Origin of the sequence: Mycobacterium sp. E2497 (assembly GCF_001668695.1) — a bacterium.
In the GTDB taxonomy this organism is placed as follows: Bacteria; Actinomycetota; Actinomycetes; order Mycobacteriales; family Mycobacteriaceae; genus Mycobacterium.
On the sequence record NZ_LZKD01000122.1, the window covers coordinates 21,293 to 39,624 of the forward strand.

The following is an 18,332-nucleotide window of genomic DNA, read 5'->3' on the forward strand; positions in this document are numbered from 1 at the left end:
CCATTTGTGACCGTGGTCGTCGCTGTCCGCCGCTCTCCGGATCCCTCATGGCACGAACGCAACGTTGGAGACCTTCGCCTCATTGCCCACCTTCTGGACGGTGATGCGCATCCGCCAGTGTCTGGGGTCCTGCTCTGCTGCACCAAGATTGGAGGTCTTGACCGATACGGCGACCAGCACTTGAGCTTCGTCGCCAGACTGCGATTCCAGGCCCGCTTCGGTGACCGTTCCCACCGACGTCGACTGCGCTTTCTTCACGACGTCCATGAATGGCTGGGATCGATGTGAGAAGTCGTCGTAGAAGGCGCCGGTCGCACTGTCGAGAATCCGCTTGACGTCGGCGTCGGCATGCTGCCAGTCGATCGTGGTCAGGTTCAGAGCGCCTTGCCGCGCAACTCGAATCAGCAACTCCCGCTGCTGCTGGGCCTGATGCGCTTTGTGTTCCTGAAACCCGAACCAACCGGCCAGCGCTCCCAAACCGACGACCGCGACCAAGACCAGGATGACCGCTGAACGCACCGGCGATCTGGGCTTCTTGGTCGATACATCACCTTCGCTGCCGCCGTCGGCCTCGTCACCCTCATCACGAGAGTCATCTTCTGAGGACACCTCATCGCTGTGGTTCTTTCGTGTCGCCGCCTCGGAGACGGGTGCCGCCGCTGAGCTCTCGTCGGCGCGCCCGGACGAATCGGAGGCCGTTTCGGGCGACTCTGTGGTGCTCAGTTCTTCTTGGGTGGCACCAGCATGCTTTGCCATGTTTGCTCCTTTGTGCTGCCACGGGCGAGGTCGCTCTGGGTGTACATGCGCCCATCTGGCCCCATGTACATGCCGGTGGCTGGGTCGTATTGAACTGCGGCAATTGGCGGCGGCAGGGGCCCTGGTGGCGACTGAGGAGGTGCCTGCCCGGGCGGCTCCTCACCCGGTGCGAACTGCGGGACGCCTTGACCGGTATACGTCGCGTTCGGATCCCCCTTCCAGTTGAAGCCGTCGTTGAGGGGGACGTAGGTCTGGTCGCTTTCGCACAGCTTCACTGTCGGGGCCCGCTTGCCGGGGCGGGTCTCGCACGGATAGTTGTGGGCACCACGCACATTGAGCATCGAGTCTTGGGGGACCCGGCAGTAGAAGTCTCCCTTCGGAGCATCCGGGTAGTCCTCGTAGCTTGCCGCCCGTTGCTGCTGGGCCGGCAGGAATCCGGTGGTGCAGGGGGGTGGCCAGTTGAGGTTGAGGTTGAAGCTCAGGAAGGCGCCGTTGTAGGCCTGTTTGGTGTTCTTGTTGGCCACGCCGACGGCCAAGATGTCAGCCGCGCCCTGGGGCAGCTCGACCAGGATCGATTCCAAATTATCCCGGTAGGTGACGCCCACCTGTCCGATACTGACCAGATTGGCCAGCACGATAGGCAGCGTGGGGTTGAGCCGGTCGAACAGCGCCTGGGCCTCAGCGGCCGCTGGACTGCCCTTGCGAATCAGACCGCGCACCGAAGAATCGTTGTCCCGCAGCTCAGAGGTGATAGTCGCCAGGTGGGCGGCCCATGCCTGAATTGCGTCCGCCGAGTCGGTCTGGCTGTCGAGAACCGGCTTGGATTTGTCGATCACGTCGACGATCGCGTCCAGATTCTTGCGGGCATCGATCGACAGGTTCGCCGTCCCGCTCACCAACCGAGACAGTTCGGGGCCGAGCCCGCCGACGGCGACATAGGATTCGTCGACCACCGTTTTCAAGTTGTCACGCGGGATCGCAGTCAAGCCCCGATTGGTTGCCCCCAGCAGGGAGTTGATATCTGGCGGGACGTAGGCGCGGTCGGCCGCGATCGTGTCGCCGCCTTTCAGCGACGGCCCCTGCCCGCTGCGGGGTAGCAGCTCCACATACTGTTCACCGACTGCCGACACGCTGTGCACTTCGGCGCTGAGGTCTGCGGGGACCTTGATGTCCGAATTCAATTGCAGCACAGCCTCAGCACCGCTGTTGGTCAGATGCACCGCCTGCACGCGACCGATCTCGACGCCCCGATACGTTACGTTGCCGCCCTCATAGAGACCACCCGCTTCGGGCAGCTGGAGGGTCACTGTGTAGCGGCCCACTCCGAAAAACACGCTAGGTACCTGCATGAAGGCGAAGAACATGATCGTGGCGGCGGCGAGGCTCAGCGCCGCGAAAACCGCCAGCTGGATCTTGACCCGTTTGGTGAGCACGATGTCACGGCCCTTGGTTGAAGTGGTAGGGAACAACCAGCGGGTTACCGGGGTTGTACGGCCCGCCGCCGGTGCAAGGGCTGGGCATCTGACCAATGGTGCGGCCCCACTGCAGCTCCAGCTCGGTCAGGTTGCACTCAAAGCGTGTTCCGGTAAAAAACGACGCGTCGAGTCGACTCAGGGTCAGGTCGATCACCGCGGTCAAGTTGGCATAGTCGCCACGCAGCCATTTGCTCATGGTGTCTCGGGGCCATGGGAACGTTCCGTAGAAACCGATCGAGCGAGTCAGCGCCGGCCCCGCATCCGCTAGCGACTGCAACACCGGGCCGAGGTCCTTGAGCTCCTTGACCAGGTTCTCCTTGGTTTTGTTCACTGAGTCCGCGGCGAGCGCACCGAATTTGCCTATGTCGCCGAGCGCCTCGGCGAGGTTGTCCCGCTCATGTGCCAGCACGGCCAAGGCGTCCGGGACGGTCTTGAGCGCCTTATCGATCACCGGCTTTTGGTCGGCGAATTGGCCGACAAGATTGTTGAGGCTGTCACTTGCGGCGATGATGTCCGCTTTTTGATCGTTGAGGTAGCCAACGAACTTATCAAGCTGTCCGAGCAGGCTTCTCAAGTCTTGCTCGCGACCGGTAAACGCTGTGCTCAATGACTTTGTGATGTCTTGGAGCTGGCCAAGACCGCCGCCGTTGAGCAAGAGGGAAACCGCGGCCAGTGTGCGTTCGGTCGAGGGATAACTGGTGGCCGACGCCAGCCGAATGAGCGACCCGTCTCTGAGCTTCCCCTGGGGTGGCACGCCGGTCGGTGGCGTCAGTTCGACGTGCACTGACCCAAGTAAGCTGGTCTGCCCGATGGTGGCGCTCACGTTGGCCGGCAGGTCGACGTCACCGTCGATGGTCATCGTCACGAGGGCGTGCCAACCCTGAAGCTCAATGTTGGTGACATTTCCGACCGTGACATCGTTGACCCGAACACGGGAATTCCGCTGCAAATTCTGGACATCGGGCATCTGGGCTTGAATCGTGTAGGCGCCCGGTCCCCGGCCTTTGGTTCCCGGGAGGGTGAACGAGTTTGCGCCACGAAAGTCGCAGCCCGGCAGTGCCGCCAGCGCCAGCGTCGCCACGAGCGCCGTGGCGACGCGCCACCAGTTACGTGATCGACTCACTGTCCACCCCCGGGTGGGACCATCATTCCCCGTAGGCCATCGGCCGGATTGGTATCGACGGGTTGTTTTGTCGGCGGCGCCGCGGGCGCGTCAGGCGCCGGTGGGGCGCCGACCGCGGCCGGCGGGGCGGCCGGATCAGCTGCCTCTGGCGAGTTGGCCGGTGCCGGTGGTCGCGGGGGAACGTAGTCCGGCCGCAGCCAATCCTCGCTGTAGGTGATTTCGTTGGGGCGCGCCGAGGCGCCGACAAACAGATTTTCTCCCAGGGGCGGGAAGTTGTACTGGCGGTTTTTGATGATGGGCGCCAGATACTGCACGCACAGTTTGGCTGACTGCTTGCTGCCCTGACGCGAAGCCGCCTGGATTGCCGAGCACAGGAATTGAATCGGGTTGGCGAAGTTGTTGAGCGCGAGCGCGCCGGTCAGCGTCCCCTGTGCGGGTTGGTAGATGTTCAGGAAGTTCTGGAACGCTGTCGGGGCAACGTGCAGAACTTGTTTGATGTCGTCCAGGCTTTCGTTCAGCGCCCCCGATACCGAGGCCAGCTTGTCCGAGGTCGTGCCCAACGCTTCACGGTTGTCGGCCACGAAGTTTCGGACGTCGTCGGCGACGTCGTCAAGGTCGTGAACCGCATTGCCTACCTGGTTGGGGTCTTCGGCCAGCAGACCGGTGGTCGCGGCCAAATTCTGGTTCAGCTGGCCCAACAGGTCGCTGCTGTCGTGCAACGCGGAGACCAGGATCGACAGGTTCTTGATCGTGCCGAACAGGTCGTTGCTGTGGTCTCCGAGGGCGGAAATCGCCTGCGACAGCTTGATGATCGTGTCGCGGATATCTGGGCCCTGACCGCGCAGGTTGTCGGCCGCGGTATTGATGAACGCCCCGAGGGTGCTGGTTCCGCCCGGCTGGGTGGGCTGCAGGGTTTGGGTCAGCCTTTCGAGCTGCTGGCGAAAGTCGTCGTATTCCACCGGAACAGCGGTGCGTTGCTGGGGAATCACCGCATGATCGGGCAGCACCGAACCGCCGGTGTAGGCGGGCGTCAGTTGAATCGAGCGCGGCGTCACCAATGACGGCGACAGGATTACCGCCTTCGCGTCGGCGGGCACCTTGTATTTGTCGTCATACCAGAAGCTGATCTTGACACCGTTGGGCAAGGGCTCGATTTTGTCGACCTTGCCGACCCGCACCCCGAGAATGACCACGTCGTCGCCACCATAGAGGCCCGTGCTGTTGGCGAAATATCCGGTGACGTAGCTGCGGCCAACACCGGCTGAGCGGGCCAGCGTGACGACTCCGCCGACGAGCACCGCGACCAGAGTGATGGCTACGGCGATCTTGGCCTTACCTGCGCTCACTGTCCACCAACTTCAATCTGGGTCGGCGCGGCCGGAGCCGGGTTCGACTGTCCTTCACCGGGACCCGGCAGCGCAGGGGGGCCCGGCGGCGGGCCGCCGGGTGGCGGCGCAGCGGGCGGCTCCCGATAGGGATAGCAGCCAGGCCCGGGCAACGGCACACCGGACGGACCGCACGAATGATCGTTCGGGTTGCCGGTGATGGCGTCCGGGATGGTCATGCGCGGGTCGCCGCCCTGGCCGGTCCGCGGGAACGGGATCGGCAGCGGCGGAGTGGCCGGCTGCCCGGTCTGGGGATCGGCGCGTTGGGTCGGCAGAAGGACATTGGGGTCCAGCCCGAGATCGGAGAACGCCGCGTCGATGAAGGGCTGCACGAACTGCCCGGGAAACAGGTTGGCCAAGTATGCCTTGAAGAAGGGGCCGGATGAGACCGATTCGCCCAGGCTCAAAGCGTATTTTCCGAGCCCCGTAATCGCCTTCTGCACATTCGCTTTGCGGTTGTCCACGATCGTGAGCACGCCGTTGAGTTTGTCGAGCGCAGGCTTGAGCGTGTTGCGGTTCTCGCTGATGAACCCCTTGAGCTGCCGGGCCAGCGCCGAGAGGTTGTGCGAAATCTGTTCCAGTGAGCGGCTTTGGCTTCGAAGTTGCACCAGCAGGGCATTGGTGTTGGCGACGAGGTTGACGATCTCGTCGCTGCGTTCGGCCAACACCTTTGTCGCTTTATCGGCGTTGGCCAACAAGTTTCGCAGCTCGGTGTCGCGTTCGTCGATCGTCTTGGAAAAGCGAGCCACTCCCTGCACCGCGGCTTTCAGGTCCGGTGGCGTGTCGGAGAATGTGTTGGCCAGCACGGCCAACGAGTTGGACAGCTGCTTGGTGTCCAACCCGCTGATGGTGGTGGTGAGATCGCCCAACGCGTCCGGCAGCTGATAGGGCGAGGTGGTTCTGCCCAGCGGGATCGGGCCGGCCAGTTGCCCGTCCCCGCGGGGGGTGACTTCCAGCAATTTGGTACCGAGCACCGTCCGCAATTTGATGGCCGCCTCGGTGCGGTCACCGAGGCGGACACCGTTGGCGACACTGAATTTGACGAGTACGCGCGGTCCGTCCAAATCCACACTGGACACCTGACCGACCCGGAAGCCCGATACTTGGACATGGTCGCCGGGCAGCAAGCCGCCCGCTTCGGCGAAGTAGGCCGAATACGTCTTGCCGGTGTTGAAGAATGGCAGCTTCTGATAGTTCACCGACAGCAGCATGAGCACGAGGACCGCCGCGAGGCCGGCCGCGCCGATGAGCAGGGGGTTGCGTTCGGAGAAGGGCTTCATTTCGGCGTGCACCGCCCGGTGGCCTGGCCGGCCAGCTTGATGTAAACCGGTTGCCCCCCTTTGCCGTTCACCTTGAGCACGAGGTCGCACAGATAGAAGCTGAAGAAGTCTCCGTACATGCCTTGCCGATTGAGGATTTGGAACGCCTCGGGCCAGGTCTCGAGGTAATGATCGACATAGTCGTGATCGGCCAGTACAAGCGAGGTGGTCCGATCCGCTTCGTGCACTACCTTCGTCAGCGGCGGGCGCGCCTGGGCCAGCAGATCGGCCACCGACGCCGCAGCCGCGTTACCGTATGCCACCCCGTTGCTGATGTCCTGCTTGCGGGCCTTGAGGCCGTCGACCAGTTCAGCCAGCGAGTCGACCGCTTTGCCGAATTGCTTGCTTTGGCCGCCGAGCGATCCGAGGACGGTATTGAGGTTGGTGATGACTTGTCCGATAAGTTGATCGCGGTCGGCCAGGGTGTTCGTCAAGGCGGCGGCCTGGGTGAGAAACGAGCCGATCGTGGTGCCCTGTCCATCGAAGGCGGCGATCAATTGACCGGTCAACCGGTTGACCTGGTCGGGGTCCAGCGCGCGGAACAAAGGCCGGAAGCCGCCGATGAGCGCATCGAGGTCTAACGCCGGCTCGGTGCGACTCAGCGGGATCGTGTCGCCGGGATGCAGGAGCGTGACTCCCCCGGCCCCCTCCTCGAGGGCTACATATCGACCGCCGATGAGGTCAGCGAAGCGAATAGCCGCCCTGCTGCCCTGGGTGAGCACTACCGAGTCGGCCGCTGTGAACTCGACGAGGACCGTGGAGTCGGGCTGGATGGTGATGTTCTTTACCTTGCCAACGTCGACGCCGGCGATGCGAACGAAGTTCCCGTTCTCCAGTCCGGACACGCTGGCGAACTGAGCTTTGTAGGTCTTCTCCGGCTGGAAGCGCAACTGAGCGAAGACGGCGATCAGCGCGAATGCGCCGATCAGGCACACGACCAAGTAAATGGTCAGGCGCCACAGGGCGCCTACCAAGTTCTCTCGCATGTCTAGTTTCCTCGGATCACGTTGGAGCGGGGCGCCTTAGGGCGCTGGGGCATAGGGCGGTGGGGGCAGCGGCGCGCACTCTTGGGTGACGACTCCGCATGTCGGCTGCGACCCGCCCGGTACCGCCGGCACAAACGGCTCGGTCCCTGCCGGCGGCGGACCGGCCTCGCGCGGCCTGCCCGGCGGTGGCGCCGGCGGCAACCCTGGGTACAGCGGGGTGCCGTCGGGCGCGTACTGCGGCGCCCCGTAGGGGGGCGCCCCCGGATAGGGGATGGGGCCGGGCGCCGCGCCACCGGGGTGCCGGATGCTCGGCGGTCGCGGTATCCCGCGGGTGACGGGGAAGTAGTCGACGTACCCGGGGAACCCGATGCCAGGGTTGGGCCGCATATCGAGCCCGCCGCCCCATCCGGTGTTGGTGACCAGGTAGCGCTGCGGCCAGTTCTTATAGACGTCGGGTAGCGATCCACAGCCCGGCTGACCGCCGGGCCCACCTTTAGCGCCGTTGATCGGCAGGTTGTCAGGGAACCGGTAGGCATCGTCGCCGAGCAGCAACGCGACGTCGAGCACGACCGAATATCCGTTATTGCCACCGGCAACGGGCAGGAAATCGTCGAGCACATTCTTCCCGCCGACGATCGTGCAGGTGAGTTCGGGGTTGTACTTCATCAACAGGCGCGTGGTGGATTCCAGCAGGTTGACACCGTGTACGAGGTTGTCCTTATTGGGGCCGATCACGTTGATGCCGGCCCGGGAAAGCCCGCTGACGTTGAGCAGTAGCGCGTCTAGTTGCTTGGCGTCATCGGTGATAGTGGTACTTGTAGTGCTGGCCGAATCCAGAATGGCCACAATGTTTTGCGCTGCCGCGCTGTAGGTGTCGCTGAATCCCTTCAGGGCACCGAAGTCGGCTCGGATCGTCTCGCTGCGAGGATTGACCGCCGACAGCACCTGGTTGAGGTCGGTGGTGGCCTCCCCGATGACTTGCCCTTTGCCGCGAAATCCATCGGCCACGGCGGTGAGGACCGCGTTGAGCTTGGGCACGTCGACCTGGTTCAGCACCGCGACGAGGTTCTGGAATACCGTGTTGGTCTCGACGCTGACGCTGCTCGATGCCACCACGGCCCCCGCCGCCAACCGTTTGGGGCTCGGGCTGTCCGGTGTGAGCAGGTCGACGTACTTGGCACCGAACGCGGTGGTGGCGGTGATCTTTGCCCCGACGTTCGCCGGGATGTATTGCAGCTGTTCGGGATAAAGCTCCAGCTGGAGCTTCACGGGATCGCCGGGCTGAATCGCCGAGACCCGGCCGACCTGCACGCCGCGCAACTTCACCTTCGCGCCAGGTTCCATGACCAAGCCCGCTCGATCGGACGTCACGGTCACACGGGCGTAGGGCCTGAGGTCTCTGTTGAACGCCGCCGTGGTCAGTAAAACCAATCCAATGATGAACGCGAACAGGATGAGGGTCCACAGCGCCGGCGGCAGCCCGGCCTCTCGTCGCTTTCGTCGCATGGTCGTCATAGCCGCTTACCCGGACAGGTGGAAGTTGCCGGACACTCCATAGGCGGCCAATGCCACCGCCAATGTCACCGCGACCGCCACGGTCAGTGAGGTGCGCACGGCGCGACCGACCGCCTCACCGACGCCCGCCGGGCCGCCCGAGGCGTGAAAGCCGTAATACGTGTGCACCAACATGATTACGCTTCCCGCGGCAATCACTTGCAGTAGTGACCAGATCAAGTCGGTGGGCTGGAGATAAGTGTGGAAGTAGTGATCGAACACGCCCGGTGACTGCCCGTACACGAAAATGATCAAGCTGCGGGTGGCGAGATATCCGGACAACGTCGCCATGCACCAGAGCGGGATCACCACCAGCACACCGGCTACCACCCGGGTGGAGACCAAATAAGAGATCGAGTGGATGCCCATCACCTCGAGCGCGTCGACTTCCTCATTGATTCGCATGGCGCCCAGCTGTGCGGTGGCGCCGGCGCCGATGGTGGCCGCCAGGCCGACGTCGGCGATCAGCGGCGAAGCTAGCCGCGTGTTGATGTAGGCGGACGCGAAACCGCTCAACGCCTGCACGCCGACGTCGGACAACGATCGGAAGAGCTGGATCCCCACCAGTCCGCCGGTGGACATCGTCAAGGTCGTGACGATCACCACGGTGCCACCGATCATGGCAAGGGCGCCGACACCCAGGCTCATGTTTGCGATCAGCCGCAGCGTCTCTATTCTGTAGCGGCTCAGCGCTTCCCACAGAAAACCAAGGGCTCGGACGTAGAACGCGGTCTGGCTTCCGAGGCGGTTCCATCCCTCGAAAAGGCGGCCCAACGTGCTTGTCAGATGCGGCAGCCGGCGCGCCGCTGGGGCGGCGCTCACATCGTCGCCTTGTTCGTAATCGCGGTCAGCACCACGTTGATGACAAAGAGCGCCAAGAACGTGTACACCACCGTCTCGTTGACGGCGTTGCCGACACCCTGGGGTCCCCCACCGACGGTGATCCCCTTGTAGCAGGCGATCAGACCCGCGATGAAGCCGAACAACATCGCCTTGGCGAAGGCCACAACCAGGTCGGTCAGACCGACGAGCAACGTCAGGCTGGCCGCATAGGAGCCGGGATTGACGTGCTGAAGGTAGACCGAGAACAAGTAACTGGCGATCAACCCGACGACGGTGATGATCGAATTGACGAGGAACCCGTTCAGTCCGATCGCCAGGACACGAGGCACGATCAGTCGTTGGACCGGGTTGATGCCCATGACCCGCATGGCGTCGACTTCTTCGCGGATGGTCCGGGCTCCCAGGTCGGCGCACATAGCGGTTGCACTGGTCCCCGCGACCACCAGTACCGCCGCTATAGGCCCGATGTACACGACGGCGGCGAGGGCGGAGCCGGCTCCGGAGGCGTCCGCGGCTCCGATCTCGACGAGCAGGATGTTGATGATGAAGATCGCGAGGGCATTGAACGGGATCGACAGGAAGACAGCCGGCAGCATCGACACCCGAGCGACGAACCAGGCCTGATGGATGAACTCGCGCCAGGCAAGAGGCGGACGGAACATCTGGATCAGCGTGTCGAGCGAAAGCGCGAAGAAACTGCCAACCTCGCGTAGCGGCTTGGCGGCGCCAGCCGCCCGCCCGGTCTCGAGGGACGCCAAGATACGGGCCGCACTGGGCGCGGCCGCAATAGGCTCCGTGTCTACCGCTACCACTAGCGTGTTCGCCGATGTCTAGTCGCAGCCAACATTAGACCGTATGAATCCTCCCCGCGGGGGAAAACGTAACCCGCCGCCGTAATGATGTGGCCTACAGCACAGCGGGACGCTACACCATCTCGGTAAGACAGGGCAACAGTGGCGCGTTCGTTTCCAGTAACCACCATGGAGATGATTTGTGCATTCAATAGATTTGCTAACGGTTTCGAGAATTATGTACTGATTGTCGGGCCTCGGAGCAACCGAGCGGGGTCCATCAGTTCGAATACATCCAGCACTACACGTGTGTCCAATGCGTTCACCTGCATGTCCTCGACGACATACCTGATTGACGGAGTGACCCTCTTGAAACCCGCCCCGCTACGGCTCCGCTTCCTTGCGGCGAGCAGCACGGGGCACAGTGAGTTTGCTAAATGGACACCGTTTTCGTTCTCAATTCGAATATGGAAATGCGATTATCGCGGCCGTGAGGCCGTTTGTTGATTTGGATTTGGCAGCTCCGCCTGACCATCAGCCAGCAATACGAACCGCGGAAGGAATCACCGCGTTCGTCGGGGATTTATTATCGCTCAGGACCTGCGGATAAAATCCAATGCAATTTCGCCGATATTCGAGCGGATGTGAGCTCTGGAGAGCGTCGCGGACAAGTTCGGCCAAAATGATGTCGTTATGCGCCAGGACGCCCGCCCTGGCATCCGCCCGGGGGTCAGCAGGGACTGCCCGGCCAAGGCCGACCGCACAGACAGAGCCGTGACCAGTGCTTATGCGGGTCGACATCACTACATACTTCTCATCGGCCGATGCTTCCCCATTGCCCGTGGCTCCAGACGGGACTCGCCCAGTGTGTGACAGCAATTTTTCAACATTGCCTCGAAGTAGGCGGGCAAGTAGTGCGACTCATGTCCGGCCCGGCGGCGCACCGCCGGTTTAGTGCGCTGAGGCGCAACGCGGTCCGCTAAAGAGACAAACCTGCCGGGTAAGACGCTTCAGCAAAACATATATCTATATATCGGTTTAAACGTTTCTCGGCTTTATTGCTGCGTTCGCGGTCGATTCCCAAACGGATGTGTCAGACGCTGAACCCAGCGCGTTGTACCAGTGGCTCGACGGTTGCCAACCGTTAGCTACGCGCGGGAAACGTCGCTGGTACGCGTACCCGAGGACCATTGCCGCATGCCGGGGGAGCGCCCTCGCGGCGGTGGGCCTCGCCTGAAGCGCGTGGTTCAACTAATTGCCCCTGTGTCGCCAGGACTCTGGCCCACCACGAGCCGAGCGGTGCCCGGAGGCCGACCATGATCTGCATCAACGCTTTGGCTTTCGGGTGCAGTTGTGGCCGATCAACCGAACTCGCCGGCGGGCAAGCAGGCCCGTGAGCGGCGGCTCGCCGCAGCCGAAGCGCAGCCGGGTGGGCGACGTCGCCCGCCGCGGGGGCGAGCACCGGTCGGCGGGGTACTACTACTACTTCCCGAGCAAAGACGCGCTCTGGCAAGCATCCTTCCGGCGCACTCTGACGTCCACACTGAATGCGGTTGAAAAGTCCGGGGAGACTGAAGCATCCAGCAGCTGGTCTGAATTACCGGCAGGTGCGCCGTCGCCGGGTTGCCTTGGCTCCCATATGACATAGGGTGACGCATAAGAACCGAACTGAACGAGGTGAGCTGGTGCGAAGGCGGTTTGGCGAAGTGGCCACGGCGCTTCTGGTCGCGACTAGTGTCGGCGCATGCTCGCCGTCATACAACGCAGCCGCACCCGGAACATTGCCCGGCGGGACAGCACAGCTGACGATCAACGATGGAGCTTCCCGCCAGAGCGGCACCGTGACGTGCCTGCCGCTCGGTTGGTTAACCAGGATCACCACCGGTGACACCGCGGAAGGCGTTACGGCGTTCGTTTCCAATGAGAATGCCGTTGGTGCCAGGTCAGTCAACATCAACGATGTCGGCGGCTTCACCGGCAGCTACGTGGAAGGCCTTCAAGGCGAGGCCTACGTGAGCATGACTGGCCACACGTACACCATCCGCGGCACCGCCGAGGGTTTCGACACAGACAAGCCAAGCATCCGGACAACCGGAAGATTCACGATCAAAGTCGCGTGCTAGCGTCGTCCGACCGATCCTCATGTCGATACGAGCTGACCTACGTGTCGCCGTCTTAACGGATTTCAAGCCGAGGTTGTCGCCGGCATGCCGTGCAGCCGAGTTGGCATTCAGGGCGGTGGCGGGGTGTAGTTTGCCGCAGACTTGCGCAACTGCCAGATCAGGTTGGGGCATAGCTCTTGTGCGGCCTGGCTTATCAGATACGTCGCCTGGTATTCATCAGATGTGTTGAAGTCCGCTTTGACGTCTCGGGCGATACTGGCATAGGTGTCGCCTCGGGCGATCTTGTCGCAGACCCCGTGACCATAGGCGATGGCCTGGTCGCCATTGGCGAAGTTGTAGCCGGGCCGAACCGTCACATTGAACAAATACGCCACCGAGTCAGCTCGCGCGGGGGCGACAGCCGCAACACCAGTCCAACCCATCATGGCGAGGACTGCTGTGATGACCGCTCCGGCCGAGCGCTTCCGCCGATTCATCAGGGTAAAGCGTAATACATCTATCTATTTTTGTCGAAGCACGCTAAGTGTGTCTAACCCGCTAGGGGTTACCGGCCAAAATGCTTCGATCACCCCATGGTTCGGCACCCATGATGGGCCTCGGTCGAGCTCTATTCGGGTGGCTGCCCTGGCGGCGGGTACACGCCCCTCAAAATCCACGGTAGCCATCTGATACCGAACTCGAGTTCGTCGCTGGCGTCATAGTCCGGGCTGGGATCTAGTGGAATGTTCTGCCCTTCGGTGCTCGGGGGCGGTTTTCCCCCGCTCCCTTGAGGCTGGCCGTAGACCGCGACCACCACAGTGCGATCCGGGCTGTTCAATGACCAGACCCCCATTTGGCTATTGGCGCAATTCGACATGATGTTGAGGTCGGCGGGGTCGTGGTACCACCGGTTGATCAAGTCGTTGCCGCTGATGGCGATGGACTGGTTGATCGCCACCGTCTCTGCCACCGGACCATTGAACCCAGCCCCGTTAGCCCGGTCTTGCGGGGTGGAACCGTCGGAGCCAATGTCGCCGTCGAGGGCCCGGTTGTTCAGCACGTCCTCGGTATGCCGCTGCGCTGCGAGCTGCAGTTGCGGGCTGATCCTGACGTCGTTTTTGCAACCCGACTGGTGCTGAACCGTGTAGACGTTCGCGACAACACTGTCATTGAGCCGCTTGTTGTTCGGTATCAGCGTGTTGTTGTCGCCGTCCGCATTCGCGATGGGTGGTCCCACCAGCGCCCCGGTGGCTAAAACTACCGCGGCCGGCAGGGACAGGGCCCGATACTGCATGTCCAACCCCCTCATGAACCGGCCGCTCTCGCGACTCTTAAACCGGCTGTGGCAACAGTCATTCGGACCCGTCGACCGTCGTCGCAAGCGCGCTTGCTGACCATCTGATATCGAGCCAATGAACGACCAGACCCAGCCCGGCTGAACGTAGGCTACCCAGAACGCTGCCGCGGCGTCTAGATGCTAATGAGCAAAATATATAGCTGTTAGTCCGCGGTGTGGAGGTTGCTGTCAACCGCTTGGCCAGAGATGCACCGTTGTCGGGGTCAAAAACGCGTGACCTTACGGACGCCGGCCCGCGCAGCGCCCCCGAAGCCATCCGGAAGTGCTGAATGTCTTCGCGGTTGCTTCAGGGTCGAGCCGAGCCATGAGTCACATCAAAGTCGGATCACCGTGCCCTGAGTCAGCACGGCGACGCTCGCGATAGTGAGAATGAACAGGTAGCAGCCCGCTACTAACGCGATGGTTTCCCGCCATAACCCAGCCTTGGTGGCAGGAGGCAAAAAGAACTCGGCGGGCATGTCTTTCATGTTGCGGCGCTTGGACCCAACCAACCTGCACCTCCTTCGACTAGGGGACATATGGGCTTTGCGCACCGAGGAGGGCGCGCAGAGCCAATAGGGGTCCGACGAGAAATAGGAAGAACGTCACCTGAAAGCCGACGAACCAAGCGCCCAAACGCATCAACTCGAATCGCCACCTCGCAGTGGTGACCTCATAGTTGAGACAGTCGTCGAATTCCTCCGCCTTTGTCATCCTTCGCGGTTCGGCCGCCAGCCCTGAGGCGCCGGACACCGCTACCGGAACGGATCGGCGCGACGGGGTTTTGGCCGCCGTGTAACGATCCAGGCCGCAAAACCGTTCCAAATGGTTCAAGCCGCGGATGGGTGGTTTACCGGTCCAATAGGCGATCAGGTTCGGCCATGTGCACATCAGCCCGATGGTCCAGAGCAGTGTGATGCGTCCGCCGCTGTTCCATACCAGCACGGGGCCTATCCCGGGATCGTAGGTCCACCAACCCATGGCCGTGGCCAGACCCTCGACGATGAAGTCCCAGACATAGTTGATCGGAATAGCGAGCACAAGAATGGATTTCAGCATGCTCCAGCCCAGCCGAGACGACAGCCACTGGCTCAGCCAAAGCACAAGCAGCGCGTGCACACCCCAATAGACCGCATAGGCGAACGGCATGAACATCGGGTCACGGGGGGTTTTCAGCGGAAGCCAATCCAACAGGTGGTGCTGAGCGAATGCCGGGCTGTAAAACAACATCTGGCCCCAGTCCCCGACCGTTTCCATCCAGTACACGGCCATGCTGTTGAACAGGAAAAGGAACCCCCAGGTGAGGCGACGCCGTCGAACGACATCGACCACTGCTAGCACAATGAACGCGGCCCCCGCGATCGGGATTACCCAGTTGAAGAACCACACCCCGGTTGGATTCTCAGTCGCCGGCGGGACGAAGTATCCGATTGCGCAGATCATCTCGTGGTGACTCAAACGTCCCAGCGCAGTTGAAGTGAGTCCAGCCCGAACACCTGGCCGCCATGCTCGACAGGTTCGGCCGCGAGTGTGTATTCGGGGATCCGGCGGTGCCATTCCTCAAGCAGAACGACCATCTCCTGTCGAGCCAGGTGAGACCCGAGGCATCGGTGCGGGCCACCACCGAAAGCGATGTGTCGGCTGATCCCCCGGTCCAGGTCGACGCGACGTGCACCGGGGAACATGCGGTCATCACGATTCGCCAGCGCCAGCGGAAAGGCAGCCATGTCACCCGCTTTCACCGGACAGCCATGGAAATCCATGTCCTGAGTCGCTTTCCGTGCTGTCTGCACTATCGGGTAGGCGCGCAGCAACTCTTCGACCGCGTGCGGAATGATGTTGGGCTCGTGGACAATCCGATCCCGGTCATCGAGATGGGTGGCTAAATGCAGCATCGCGTAGGACGTTTGGCTGGCCACAGTGTCAAGCCCGGCCATGAACAGCAGCAATAGGCAGTTCAACAATTCCAGGTCGTTGATCGGCTCCCCGTCGATCTCCCAGTCGATCGCAGTGCTGACAATGTCATGGGCATCGGGGCGACGCTCGGCGCGTCGTTGTTCGATGAGCCCTTGGAAGAAGGCCATGACGTGCGTCATTCCCTCGAGTCGACGCGCGTTGACCTCCTCGCCCACCCCCTCTTGATGCAGGATCATGTCCTCCCACCCGAGGAAGTCATCGAGATGGTCGATCGGCATGCCCATGAGGTCGAGAAACACGATGGACGGAAAGACGCGGGCGAGCTCGGTGACGAATTCGCAACCGCCCGCTGGCTTCAACTTGTCGATCAGCTCGCCGACCAGCCGGTGCTGGGCGTCCTTCATGGCCTTGACGCGGCCAGGCGAGAAGTAGTCGGCCAGCACCTTGCGCCACTTCGCATGGTCGGGGGGATCAATCATGACCGGGATCCACTTGTAGGGCGGTTCCGGCTCGGTGGGCACGATGACGCTGCTTGACCACAGTTCGGGGTGCTGCAGACCGTCCAGGATTGTCGCGTAGTCGGTGAACATCCAGTAGCCGTCGGCTTCGGTGCTGCGCAGTACGGGTCTGACCTCGTCCTGAATCGAGTCGAGAAGCCGGAAGTTGGACAGCGCCGGCGCCGATCGTCCTGCCATCAACGCCACGTTCCTGACTGGGCACGAAGTGGCTGTGTCGTTGTCGGTCATGGCTTCCTCTCGTGACCTTTATGGATGCCTGGCGGCGTGTCGATGGTCGATTGAACGTCCTGCGTCAAATGTGCGGCGAGATCAGTGAGCGCCTCGATCGCCACTGCCACGGACTCCTGGGCCTCCCGGGTCAACCCGAGTCGCTCGCCGCTGGTCGCCGCGATCGCAGGAACGATGAAGGCACGAAACCGCTTGCGGACAGCCGCATCCGAGCGGTCGAGCTCTTGAGCGGCGAGATAGGTCTGCTCGACCAGGAAATCGATGAGCTCGTCGATGTCCAGGTCGGTGCGTATCTCACCACTGCGCTGCCCCTCGCGTAGGGTCGGGGCCATTGCATCGACGGCCACCTGGTGCACGTGTGGGTGGTGGACCGAAGCGGACCCCTGGGCCATGAGCGCCGAGATCGACGGATCCGTTGGGAGCTCACGGGTGGTGTACACCAGGGCGGCCTCGATCTTGGCCAGCACGCCGACCTTTTTGGCCATCAACGCTTCCACGGCCGCTACGTGCCGACGGGCCCGCAGCAATGCAACCTGCACCAACAACTCCGCGACGCTGCCGAGTTGGCGAAACGCCGTGGCCCTGGACACGCCCGCCCGCGTGGCGACGACATCCATTTGCACGGCATTGATTCCGCGTTCTGCGATCTCGGCGTCGGCCGCTCGAATCAAACGATCACGGACGGTGCCATCGTCAGCCGGCACGGCCTCCCCCGGCATCATGTGATGGCTCCGGCGACCTTCAGCTCCATCAGGCGGTCGTCGTCGATGCCCAGTTCACGAACCACGTCATCGGTGTGTTCGGCGAACTGAGGGGCCCGCGTCAGCGCCGTCGGGATGTCGCCGAACTTCACCGGGCTGGCGACCAGCTTCTGTGGATTACCCTCTGCATCAACGATTTCGACGATGAGTCCGTTCGCTAGCAGCGACTCGTCATTGGCCAGCTCCCACGCATCCTGCACCGGTGCCCACTGCCCCGTACCGCGGCTGAGACGTTGGCGGCACTCGGCGTAAGTCTCACCGGCGATCGCACCGCGCACGAGCTCGTATGCCGCTTCATGGTTGTCCAGCATGGATTCCAGCGTGGCGAAGCGCGGATCGTGCGCGTATTCGTCGAGGCCCATGAGACCGCAAAACTCGGGCCAGTACTTCGTCGGCTGAAGCATCGACAGCTGGATGAACCTGCCGTCGGACGTCCGGTAACAACCCGTGAGCGGATTACCCGGCGCCTGGGTCCTGCGTTCGGGTTTCGGCAGTGGACCGCCGGACAGCATCGCCATGTTGACGCTGAATTGGGTGGCCCAAGCGCCAACGGCGAGCAACGACACGTCGAGCACCGATGGGCTACCCGTGACCTGTCGGCGGTATAGGGCCGCGGCCACTCCTCCGGCGATCGACATGCCGCCGACGTTGTCCCCGTAGGCACCGGCGGGCATGAACGGTGCTCGCTCAGCATCGGAAGCCATGACGCCATCGGCACTACCACCGCGCGCCCAAAAAGCCGTCGCGTCATAACCGCCGGTATCCCGGTCGGGGCCTTCCGCGCCGAAACCGCTGCCCGTGACGTAGATGATGTCGGGGTTGACGTCGCGAACGTCGGCGATATCGATGCCCAATTTGTTTCGTACAGAAGGCAAGTAGTTGGTGAGGAACACGTCGCTACGCCGGATCAGCTCCTCGAGCAACTGGCGTGCGTCGGGATTGTCAAGTGCCAAGCCAACGCTACGCTTGCCGCGATTGGGTGCTTCCATGATCGGCGCGAACGACGATCCGGGAACCGTCGCCGCGGCGCCGAGCACTCGCACCAGTCCGCGTTGAGCGTCCCCGGTGACCGGATGCTCGACCTTGATTACATCCGCGCCCCAGTCGGCCAGCACGGCACCCGCGGACGGAACGAAGGTGAACTGGGCAACCTCCAGCACGCGGACCCCATCGAGCGGACCTGATGCCACACCCAACCTCCTGAGATCATTGTCGATCTACGTCGCAAAATTGAGCCG

Annotated in this window: 17 protein-coding genes; 1 reads left to right on the top strand and 16 read right to left on the bottom strand. The window is 62.7% G+C overall.

Annotated features, from left to right (window positions below):
- Positions 1–45: 45 nt before the first annotated feature.
- The 9 genes from A5713_RS09505 to A5713_RS09545 are packed head-to-tail and all read right to left on the bottom strand — an operon-like array spanning position 46 to position 10,103.
- Positions 46–756 carry an Mce protein gene (locus A5713_RS09505; protein WP_068094917.1) on the bottom strand — a complete coding sequence of 237 codons (711 nt, stop codon included), beginning with the start codon at positions 754–756 and terminating at the stop codon, positions 46–48.
- A complete protein-coding gene (locus A5713_RS09510; protein ID WP_068094979.1) occupies positions 720–2,192 on the bottom strand; it encodes an MCE family protein in 1,473 nt (490 codons plus the stop codon). The genes A5713_RS09505 and A5713_RS09510 overlap by 37 nt, the downstream gene beginning before the upstream one ends.
- Position 2,193: 1 nt before the next feature.
- On the bottom strand, positions 2,194–3,312 hold the full coding sequence (locus tag A5713_RS09515) for an MCE family protein (RefSeq protein WP_231980307.1): 1,119 nt from the start codon (positions 3,310–3,312) through the stop codon (positions 2,194–2,196).
- Positions 3,313–3,350: 38 nt separating this feature from the next.
- Entirely contained in the window at positions 3,351–4,700 is a 1,350-nt protein-coding gene (locus tag A5713_RS09520; protein WP_068094923.1) for a virulence factor Mce family protein, read from the bottom strand.
- Complete coding sequence (locus tag A5713_RS09525) at positions 4,697–6,019, bottom strand: MCE family protein (RefSeq protein ID WP_068094981.1); 1,323 nt, start codon at positions 6,017–6,019, stop codon at positions 4,697–4,699. The genes A5713_RS09520 and A5713_RS09525 overlap by 4 nt, the downstream gene beginning before the upstream one ends.
- Positions 6,016–7,044, bottom strand: a complete 1,029-nt coding sequence (locus A5713_RS09530) for an MCE family protein (RefSeq protein WP_068094926.1) — start codon at positions 7,042–7,044, stop codon at positions 6,016–6,018. Before A5713_RS09530 ends, A5713_RS09525 begins: the two co-directional genes overlap by 4 nt.
- A gap of 36 nt (positions 7,045–7,080) precedes the next feature.
- Positions 7,081–8,550, bottom strand: coding sequence for an MCE family protein (locus tag A5713_RS09535; RefSeq protein WP_068094984.1), 1,470 nt, complete (start codon positions 8,548–8,550; stop codon positions 7,081–7,083).
- A 15-nt stretch (positions 8,551–8,565) separates the two neighbouring features.
- Positions 8,566–9,420, bottom strand: a complete 855-nt coding sequence (locus tag A5713_RS09540) for an ABC transporter permease (protein ID WP_068094929.1) — start codon at positions 9,418–9,420, stop codon at positions 8,566–8,568.
- The gene (locus A5713_RS09545; protein WP_197516346.1) at positions 9,417–10,103 is read right to left on the bottom strand and encodes an ABC transporter permease; all 687 of its coding nucleotides are present in this window, start codon (positions 10,101–10,103) and stop codon (positions 9,417–9,419) included. The genes A5713_RS09540 and A5713_RS09545 overlap by 4 nt, the downstream gene beginning before the upstream one ends.
- Positions 10,104–11,938: 1,835 nt before the next feature.
- Here A5713_RS09545 and A5713_RS09550 point away from each other — a divergent pair.
- Positions 11,939–12,355: a lipoprotein LpqH gene (locus tag A5713_RS09550; protein WP_231980310.1), complete on the top strand. Its 417-nt coding sequence runs from the start codon at positions 11,939–11,941 to the stop codon at positions 12,353–12,355.
- Positions 12,356–12,462: 107 nt separating this feature from the next.
- Here the strand turns inward: A5713_RS09550 and A5713_RS09555 are convergent, their stop codons facing one another.
- The 7 genes from A5713_RS09555 to A5713_RS09580 all read right to left on the bottom strand — a co-directional run bounded on the left by A5713_RS09555 (position 12,463) and on the right by A5713_RS09580 (position 18,284).
- Positions 12,463–12,831 (bottom strand): DUF732 domain-containing protein, encoded by a 369-nt coding sequence (locus tag A5713_RS09555; protein WP_068094936.1) that lies wholly within the window; start codon positions 12,829–12,831, stop codon positions 12,463–12,465.
- A gap of 131 nt (positions 12,832–12,962) precedes the next feature.
- Positions 12,963–13,628: a CAP domain-containing protein gene (locus A5713_RS09560; RefSeq protein ID WP_068094939.1), complete on the bottom strand. Its 666-nt coding sequence runs from the start codon at positions 13,626–13,628 to the stop codon at positions 12,963–12,965.
- Positions 13,629–14,005: 377 nt separating this feature from the next.
- On the bottom strand, positions 14,006–14,182 hold the full coding sequence (locus A5713_RS28700) for a hypothetical protein (RefSeq protein ID WP_197516347.1): 177 nt from the start codon (positions 14,180–14,182) through the stop codon (positions 14,006–14,008).
- A gap of 16 nt (positions 14,183–14,198) precedes the next feature.
- Positions 14,199–15,113 carry a spirocyclase AveC family protein gene (locus A5713_RS09565; RefSeq protein ID WP_156751821.1) on the bottom strand — a complete coding sequence of 305 codons (915 nt, stop codon included), beginning with the start codon at positions 15,111–15,113 and terminating at the stop codon, positions 14,199–14,201.
- Positions 15,114–15,124: 11 nt separating this feature from the next.
- Positions 15,125–16,282 carry a cytochrome P450 gene (locus tag A5713_RS09570; protein WP_068094993.1) on the bottom strand — a complete coding sequence of 386 codons (1,158 nt, stop codon included), beginning with the start codon at positions 16,280–16,282 and terminating at the stop codon, positions 15,125–15,127.
- A gap of 47 nt (positions 16,283–16,329) precedes the next feature.
- Positions 16,330–17,055 carry a TetR/AcrR family transcriptional regulator gene (locus A5713_RS09575; protein ID WP_068094943.1) on the bottom strand — a complete coding sequence of 242 codons (726 nt, stop codon included), beginning with the start codon at positions 17,053–17,055 and terminating at the stop codon, positions 16,330–16,332.
- Positions 17,052–18,284: a CaiB/BaiF CoA-transferase family protein gene (locus tag A5713_RS09580; protein WP_068094946.1), complete on the bottom strand. Its 1,233-nt coding sequence runs from the start codon at positions 18,282–18,284 to the stop codon at positions 17,052–17,054. The genes A5713_RS09575 and A5713_RS09580 overlap by 4 nt, the downstream gene beginning before the upstream one ends.
- Positions 18,285–18,332: the final 48 nt, after the last annotated feature.

Coding starts and splice junctions, on each gene's coding strand:
- A5713_RS09505 (WP_068094917.1), bottom strand. CDS start 756: ATGGCAAAGCATGCTGGTGCCACCCAAGAAGAACTGAGCACCACAGAG.
- A5713_RS09525 (WP_068094981.1), bottom strand. CDS start 6,019: ATGAAGCCCTTCTCCGAACGCAACCCCCTGCTCATCGGCGCGGCCGGC.
- A5713_RS09530 (WP_068094926.1), bottom strand. CDS start 7,044: ATGCGAGAGAACTTGGTAGGCGCCCTGTGGCGCCTGACCATTTACTTG.
- A5713_RS09535 (WP_068094984.1), bottom strand. CDS start 8,550: ATGCGACGAAAGCGACGAGAGGCCGGGCTGCCGCCGGCGCTGTGGACC.
- A5713_RS09545 (WP_197516346.1), bottom strand. CDS start 10,103: ATGTTCCGTCCGCCTCTTGCCTGGCGCGAGTTCATCCATCAGGCCTGG.
- A5713_RS09555 (WP_068094936.1), bottom strand. CDS start 12,831: ATGAATCGGCGGAAGCGCTCGGCCGGAGCGGTCATCACAGCAGTCCTC.
- A5713_RS09560 (WP_068094939.1), bottom strand. CDS start 13,628: ATGCAGTATCGGGCCCTGTCCCTGCCGGCCGCGGTAGTTTTAGCCACC.
- A5713_RS09565 (WP_156751821.1), bottom strand. CDS start 15,113: ATGATCTGCGCAATCGGATACTTCGTCCCGCCGGCGACTGAGAATCCA.
- A5713_RS09570 (WP_068094993.1), bottom strand. CDS start 16,282: ATGGCAGGACGATCGGCGCCGGCGCTGTCCAACTTCCGGCTTCTCGAC.
- A5713_RS09575 (WP_068094943.1), bottom strand. CDS start 17,055: ATGATGCCGGGGGAGGCCGTGCCGGCTGACGATGGCACCGTCCGTGAT.